Below are 5507 nucleotides of genomic sequence, written 5' to 3'. Positions count from 1 at the left end.
GCCTCTCCCCCGCCGATATGGTGCTGCTGGTCACGACCTTGATGGTGTGCAAGGTGACATTCAGCAGCGGCCGCACCAATGTGCTCCATGGCGCCACCCATCTGGTGTTGTTCGTGGTCTATCTGTTCTTGATGTTCGAACACGAATAACCGAGTTCTGCCAACACCAGAAACGCAAAGACCGCCCGATTGGGCGGTCTTTTGTTATCTGCTCCCGGATCTCACCAGCGCCAGTGAAGCGGCTTCCCCCTCATCCCCCACCCTTCTTCCGCCAGGGGAGAGGGGGGCTCAGGTTCCCAGACTGGGCAGCACCCCGGCCGGGATCAGGTCGTTGTAGCTGGCATGGCCCAGCAGGGCAGCGGCCGCTTCGATATCCGGCGCGAAGTACCTGTCCTTGTCGTAGAAGCTCACCTCTGTCCGCAGTCGTCCCTTGGCCAGCTCGATCAGCTCGGTACTGCGCAACGGCGCGCGAAAATCGAGCCCCTGTGCCGCCGCCAGCAGTTCGACCGCCAGAATGCCGCGGGTGTTCTCGGCCATATCCGCCAGCCGGCGACCGGCGAAGGTCGCCATGGAGACATGATCCTCCTGATTGGCGGAAGTCGGCAGGCTATCCACCGAGGCGGGATGGGCCAGGGTCTTGTTCTCGGAGGCGAGCGCCGCCGAGGTGACCTGAGCGATCATAAAGCCCGAATTCACCCCGCCATTGTTGACCAGAAATGCCGGCAGACCGGACATGCGCGAGTCGATCAGCAGCGCCATTCGCCGCTCGGAGAGGGAACCTATCTCGGCGATGGCCAGCGCCAGATTGTCAGCCGCAAAGGCCACCGGCTCGGCGTGGAAGTTGCCGCCGGAGAGGATCTCCTCATCATCGGCAAACACCAGCGGGTTGTCGGAGACCGCGTTGGCCTCGCACACCAGCACCTCGGCGGCCTGGCGGATCTGGGTCAGGCAGGCCCCCATCACCTGCGGCTGGCAGCGCAATGAGTAGGGATCCTGCACCTTCTCGCAGTTGTGATGAGACATGCCGATCTCGCTGCCGTCCACCAGCAGGTGGCGGTAGCAGGCGGCCGCATCGATCTGGCCACGCTGACCGCGCACCTCGTGGATGCGGGCATCGAACGGCCGGCGGCTGCCAAGGGCGGCCTCCACGCTCATGGCTCCTATGGTGATGGCACCGGCGTAGAGATCCTCGGCGTGGAACAGCCCTTCCAGCGCAAAGGCGGTGCTCGCCTGAGTGCCGTTAAGCAGCGCCAATCCTTCTTTGGGTGCCAACGCGATGGGCTCCAGCCCGGCAATTTTCAGCGCAGTAGCGGCATCGATCAGCTCGCCCTTGTGGCGAGCCTTGCCCTCCCCGATCAGCAGGCAGCTCATATGGGCCAGCGGCGCCAGATCGCCGGAGGCACCGACGGATCCCTTCTTCGGCACCACCGGATAGACTTCGGCGTTGATGAGGGTCATCAGCGCCTCCAGCACCTCCAGCCGGATGCCGGAGAAGCCCCGCGCCAGCGAGTTGAGCTTAAGCACCATCATCAACCGCACGGTGGCGTCATCCATGTACTCGCCAATCCCTGCCGCATGGGAAAGCACGATGGAGCGCTGCAGCTCGTCCAGCTGCTCCACCGGAATGCGGGTGTTGGCTAACAGGCCAAAGCCGGTGTTGATGCCATACACCACCCGGTTCTGCTCGATCACCTTGGTAACCACAGCAGCGGAGGCGTGGATCCCCGGCAGCGCGGCCGGATCCAGTGAAACATGTACCGGCTCGCGGCTGACGCGACGCAGGGTGGCAAGATCCAGCTCGCCCGGAGTAATAGTCAATTCAAACATGGTGTTACACCTTTCCTTTGACACCGTTGGCGCCGTCAATCATCGGCAGATCCAGTTTCGCCTCATGGGCACAGTTGATGGCAATCTCGTAGCCGGCATCGGCATGGCGCATCACGCCGGTGGCCGGGTCGTTGCGCAGCACCCGACCGACGCGGCGGGCCGCGTCATCGGAGCCGTCGCAGACGATCACCACGCCGGAATGCTGGGAGAAGCCCATGCCGACCCCGCCGCCGTGGTGCAGGGAGACCCAGGTCGCGCCACCAGCGGTGTTGAGCAGGGCGTTGAGCAGCGGCCAGTCGGAGACTGCATCGGAGCCATCCATCATCGACTCGGTCTCGCGGTTCGGGCTCGCCACCGAGCCGGAATCCAGATGGTCGCGGCCAATGACGATGGGGGCTTTCAGCTCACCGTTTTTCACCATCTCGTTGAAGGCTAGGCCGAGCCGAACCCGATCCTTGACCCCGACCCAGCAGATCCGCGCCGGCAGCCCCTGAAACGCGATGCGCTCGCGGGCCATGTCGAGCCAGTTGTGCAGGTGAGGATCATCGGGGATCAGCTCTTTCACCTTCTGATCTGTCTTGTAGATATCTTCCGGATCGCCGGAGAGGGCCACCCAGCGGAACGGACCAATCCCCTCGCAAAACAGCGGGCGAATGTAGGCGGGGACGAAGCCGGGGAAGTCGAAGGCGTTCGCCACCCCCCCCTCAAGCGCCATCTGACGGATGTTGTTGCCGTAATCCAGAGTCGCCGCGCCGCGCTCTTGCAGGGTCAGCATCGCCTCCACCTGACGGGCCATGGAACGACGAGCGGCCAGATTCACCTCCTGGGGCACGCTCTGCTGCAGCTCGCGCCACTGGGCCACGCTCCAACCCTGCGGCAGGTAGCCGTGCACCGGGTCGTGGGCAGAGGTCTGGTCGGTCACCACGTCCGGGGTGATACCCCGGGCCACCAGCTCGGCGAATACGTCGGCGGCGTTGCCGAGCAGACCGACGGAGACAGCGGTACCGCTCTGTTTGGCCTCTTCGATCATGGCCAGCGCCTCATCCAGGCTGTGAGCCTTCTTGTCCACATAACGGGTGCGCAGACGAAAATCGATGCGGGTCTCGTCGCACTCCACCGCGATCATCGAGAAGCCAGCCATGGTGGCGGCCAGCGGCTGGGCGCCGCCCATGCCGCCGAGACCACCGGTCAGGATCCAGCGCCCTTTGGGTTCGCCGTTGAAGTGCTGATTGGCCACCGCAAAGAAGGTCTCGTAGGTGCCCTGCACGATCCCCTGAGTACCTATGTAGATCCAGGAGCCAGCGGTCATCTGGCCGTACATCATCAGGCCCTTCTTATCGAGCTCGTTGAAGTGCTCCCAGTTGGCCCAGTGCGGCACCAGATTGGAGTTGGCGATCAGCACCCGCGGCGCATCCTTGTGGGTCTGGAACACCCCGACCGGCTTGCCGGATTGCACCAGCAGGGTCTGATCCTCCTCGAGCCGGGTCAGCACCTCGACGATCTTGTCAAAGCAGGCCCAGTTGCGGGCAGCGCGACCGATGCCGCCATAGACCACCAGCGACTGGGGATGCTCGGCCACATCGGGATCCAGGTTGTTCATCAGCATCCGCAGCGGCGCCTCAGTGAGCCAGCTCTTGGCGGTCAGTTCTGTGCCGCGCGGGGCACGGATCACGCGGTTAGGATCATGGCGGGGATCCTGCTGTTGCACAGACATACACACTCCTTGTTGTATCAATAGGGTGCCTTCGGCGACGGGCGGCCAAAGGGTTAACGGGTCAACAGATGAACCAGTCGCGCGGCCACGCGGGCACTGCGGTTGTCCTGATCCAGCGTCGGGTTGTACTCGGCCAGATCGGCGAGCCTGAGCTTGCCGCTGGCCCGGATATGGGCGATCAGCGGTTCGATCACCGACAGCTCCACACCGCGGGCGGCGGGGGCGCTTACTCCCGGCATAACAGCGCCGGGCAGCACATCAAGGTCGATGGTCAGATAGAGGTGATCACAATCGGCGATAAAGGCATCCAGCCCGCTTAGCAAGGCTGGCAACCCGGTCTGGGTCATCGCCTCGTCCAGCACATGCCACACTCCCAGCGCCTTGGCACGGGCAAACAAGGCTTGGGTATTGGCGGTCTCGGCTACCCCGAGGCAGGCGTAGTGAAACGGTGTGCCCTGAGCGGCACACTGCTCGGCAATCTGGAAGAAGGGGGTGCCGGAGCTGGCCAATTCCTGCTTCATGCGCAGGTCGAAGTGGGCGTCGAAATTGATGATCCCGACCCGACCCTCGCCACCAAGATGACGATTGAGGCCGCTCCAGCTGCCGAAGGCCACCTCGTGACCACCCCCCAGCACCAGCGGGAAATGGCCCAGTTCGAGCGCAGCGGCGACCCGCTCAGCCAGACAGCCGTGGGCGGCATCGAGATCCCCATCGGTACAGCTCACATCCCCGCCATCGTAGACGGGACGGTTCAGGTGCCAGGCGGTATTGGCCAGCAGCTTGCGCACTGCCAGCGGCGCCCCGGCGGCGCCGACACGCCCCTTGTTGCGGCGCACTCCTTCATCGCAGGCAAAACCGAGCAGCACTACACCGGCAGCCTCTTGTTCCCCGGCGGCCCGGGGCTGCGCCTCTTGCCAAGGCAGAACTTTGTCATGCCAGCGCTGGGCCAGCTCGCCATCTTCCGGATCCTGGCGTCCCTGCCAGAGCGACATGTCGATCGGGTTGAAATTATCCATGGAGGGTCTCCTCGCCGTTGAAGATGCGGCTGGCCAGCTGATCGACGCCGACCATGTAGCTCAGCTCGGCCGGATGGGCGCAGTGCCAGATCAGAAAATCAGCCGCCATGCCCACCCTGAGCTGGCCAAGGCGATCCTGCTCGCCGAGCGCTTTGGCGGCGTGACGGGTCACCCCGACCATGGCCTCCAGCGGGGTCAGGCCAAACAGGGTGCAGGCCATGTTCATCGCCATCCGAAGCGAGACGATGGGGGCCGTGCCCGGGTTGATGTCGGAGGAGACCGCCATCGCCACCCCCGCCTTGCGCAGCGCAGCGACTGGCGGCAGCTTGGTCTCTTTGAGGAAGTAGAAGGCGGTGGGCAGCAGGGTGGCGACCACGCCGCGATGGGCAAGCGCCTGGAGCCCCTGCGGATCCAGATACTCCAGATGATCCACCGAGAGGGCGCCGAAGTTGGCGGCGAGCGTGCTGCCACCGAGATTGGAGAGCTGATCCATATGCCCCTTCACCGGCAGGCCGTATTGATCCGCCGCCAGATAGACCTGCTCGGTCTGGGCCAGCGAGAAGCCGATGTGCTCGCAGAAAACATCTACCGCATCGGCCAGACCCGCCTCGGCGGCGGCCGGGATAATCTCCTGACAGATGGTCTCGACCCAGCTGTCGGGATCGTCGCGATACTCCGGCGGCACCGCATGGGCCGCCAGCAGAGTGGTTTTGACCCGGATCGGCAACACCTCTCCCAGTCGGCGGGCCACCCGCAGCATCTTGAGTTCGTCAACCAGCGTCAGGCCGTAGCCGGACTTGATCTCCACCGTGGTGACCCCTTCGCGGATCAGGGATGTCACCCTCGGCAACGCCAGCTCGAACAGTAGCTCTTCGCTGGCGGCACGGGTCGCACGCACCGTGCTGATGATGCCACCGCCCCGACGGGCGATCTCGGCATAGGGCACTCCCT

Annotated in this window: 4 protein-coding genes and 1 pseudogene; 1 reads left to right on the top strand and 4 read right to left on the bottom strand. The window is 64.4% G+C overall.

Annotated elements, in window-relative coordinates:
* A pseudogene (locus tag ACRAUW_RS16505) lies at nucleotides 1–149 on the top strand (calcium:proton antiporter); the annotation flags it as partial.
* 138 nt (nucleotides 150–287) lie between these two features.
* Here ACRAUW_RS16505 and hutH read toward each other — a convergent pair.
* The 4 genes from hutH to hutI form a co-directional block, all read right to left on the bottom strand.
* A complete protein-coding gene (gene hutH / locus ACRAUW_RS16500) occupies nucleotides 288–1826 on the bottom strand; it encodes a histidine ammonia-lyase (RefSeq protein WP_431363153.1) in 1539 nt (512 codons plus the stop codon).
* 4 nt (nucleotides 1827–1830) lie between these two features.
* Nucleotides 1831–3540, bottom strand: coding sequence for a urocanate hydratase (hutU, locus tag ACRAUW_RS16495; protein WP_431363152.1), 1710 nt, complete (start codon nucleotides 3538–3540; stop codon nucleotides 1831–1833).
* Nucleotides 3541–3593: 53 nt separating this feature from the next.
* Nucleotides 3594–4556 (bottom strand): formimidoylglutamase, encoded by a 963-nt coding sequence (gene hutG / locus ACRAUW_RS16490; RefSeq protein ID WP_431363151.1) that lies wholly within the window; start codon nucleotides 4554–4556, stop codon nucleotides 3594–3596.
* Nucleotides 4549–5507: imidazolonepropionase (hutI, locus tag ACRAUW_RS16485; protein WP_431363150.1), on the bottom strand; the 959-nt coding region annotated here is incomplete at its 5' end. The genes hutI and hutG, both read right to left, overlap by 8 nt.

Source organism: Aeromonas sp. (assembly GCF_050633025.1).
Classification (GTDB): domain Bacteria; phylum Pseudomonadota; class Gammaproteobacteria; order Enterobacterales; family Aeromonadaceae; genus Aeromonas.
Note: the sequence above shows the minus strand (reverse complement) of the source record. Positions and strands in the feature narration are given on the sequence as shown.